Annotated in this window: 2 protein-coding genes; both read left to right on the forward strand. The window is 60.1% G+C overall.

The features are described 5' to 3' along the window. The coding region (locus EN984_RS39125) for a DUF3732 domain-containing protein (RefSeq protein WP_127384282.1) at positions 1–1,692 on the forward strand (1,692 nt) is incomplete at its 5' end. Positions 1,693–1,716: 24 nt separating this feature from the next. Continuing rightward, on the forward strand, positions 1,717–1,900 hold a 184-nt coding region (locus tag EN984_RS32925), incomplete at its 3' end, for a hypothetical protein (RefSeq protein ID WP_164765847.1).

Here is a 1,900-nt window from a genome sequence, read left to right on the forward strand (position 1 = left end):
GACATGGTGCTGCTGGAGGGCGCACAGGTCGAAATTCCGGAGACGATCACCGACAAGACCACCAATGTCGACACGGTCAAGCGCGCGATGAACCGCCTGGCAGGACTGACTGACCTCGACTTCGAACCAGGTACAGAGAATGGATTCAAGCAAAGGCCAAGCTTCCGCGACCTCATGGCCTTCACGTTCCAACCTCAGAACGTGATCGCCAATCCCGACGTGATGTTTTTCAAGGCCGATACGACGGAACACCGGGAGAAGCTAAAGACCATCTTCCCGTACGTTCTGGGCGCGGTCACGGCAAAGATTCTCCAGGCGCGGTTTGAGATCGATCGGCTCCAGCGCAACCTCCGCCGGAAGGAGGCTGAGCTACGCGCGATCGTGTCGGCAACTGGCGCTTGGCGGGCGGAGGCGGAGGCGTGGCTGCGTCAGGCAGTCGAACTTGGCCTAGTCGATTCCTCCACTGAAGTGCCGAAGGACTGGAGTGACGTTGTTGACCTGCTTCGGCGCGTGTCGAACAGCAACTCAAGTCTTGCTCGACCAAGCCTGGCCGGCATCGATGTGGTGCTGACGCGTCTGGAAACCCTTCGTGCGTCGGAAACTGAAATCGCCGCGCGACTTACCGAGCATCGTCAGCGCCTGAACGAACTGCGCCGTCTGGTGGAGAGCAGCGAGGCGTACGGCGACGCCATGCGCATCCAACGTGACCGCTTGGACCTTTCCACGTGGCTGAGGGACTTGGCCGACGAGTTCGCCGATCCGTTGGTCGCACTCGGGGACGGCGGCCGCGAGAAGGTCTTGGCCCTTTGCGACAACCTCGGCGGTCTGGAGATCCGACTGCGGACCCACCCTGCGATGTCTAACACGCTTGACAAGGAAATCCTGCGCCAGCGCGGCGCCGCTGAAGCGGTCCTATCTGAGTTGAACGATGTCCGTAGCGAGATAGCGGTGCTGGAACGGGACTCTGACGTCGCCCGAGACGAGGCCAATCGCTTCGATAGGCTTGAGCGCTTCCTCGGTCGATTGGAGCAGGCGTTGCACGTCTACGACCGCGCCGACCAGTCGTCGGATTTGCGGCAGGAACTCACCTCGCTGCAGGCCGATATTGCAACGCTGCAAAAGACGATCTCCGAGGCCGACATCCAGCGCAAGCTATTCAACGCGTTGCACCAAGTCTCCCATCATGCCAATCGGCTGATTCCGCAGCTTGACGCGGAGTGGCCCGAGGCCCCGATTAGGCTGTTGATTGAAGACCTGACCGTCAAGGTGACTAGGGGAACGCGTGAGGACTACCTGTGGGAGATTGGCAGCGGCGCCAATTGGCTCGCGTATCACGTCGCACTAATGCTTGCGCTGCAGCACTACTTCCTGGCCGAACCTCATCACCCAGTCCCTGGTCAGCTGATCTTCGACCAACCTAGCCAAGTCTATTTTCCTAAGCGGGCGGCGGGCGACGAGGGCCCCGACCTCATCGCGTGGAGGGATCAGGACGTGGTCGCCGTCAGGAAGGTCTTTGCGCTCCTAGGCGCTGAGGTCATGGCCGCGAAAGGTCGCCTCCAGATCATCGTGCTGGATCATGCAGATGAGGACGTCTGGGGCAAGCTTCCCGGAGTCAAGTTGATTGAGGAATGGCGTGGACAGGCCCTCGTGCCTCAGGCTTGGATTGCCGCCGCATCTTCCAACGGTGGATAATAATCTGCTGCCAGAGGAGAAGGCATGGCGAACGTGGACGAGATCAACCGTCTGACGGCCCTTGGCTTGAACGTCATCACAGCCATGGATGTCGCGGAAGGAAAACTAGACGAAGCCTTCGAGGTCGCCCGCGCTCAGGAGAAACGCAAGGTCGACATCTGGTGCAAAGGAAGAAAGAACATTCCGGTTGCACTGACTGCGATATGGG

This window comes from Mesorhizobium sp. M7A.F.Ca.CA.004.12.1.1, assembly GCF_003997835.1.
GTDB lineage: Bacteria > Pseudomonadota > Alphaproteobacteria > Rhizobiales > Rhizobiaceae > Mesorhizobium.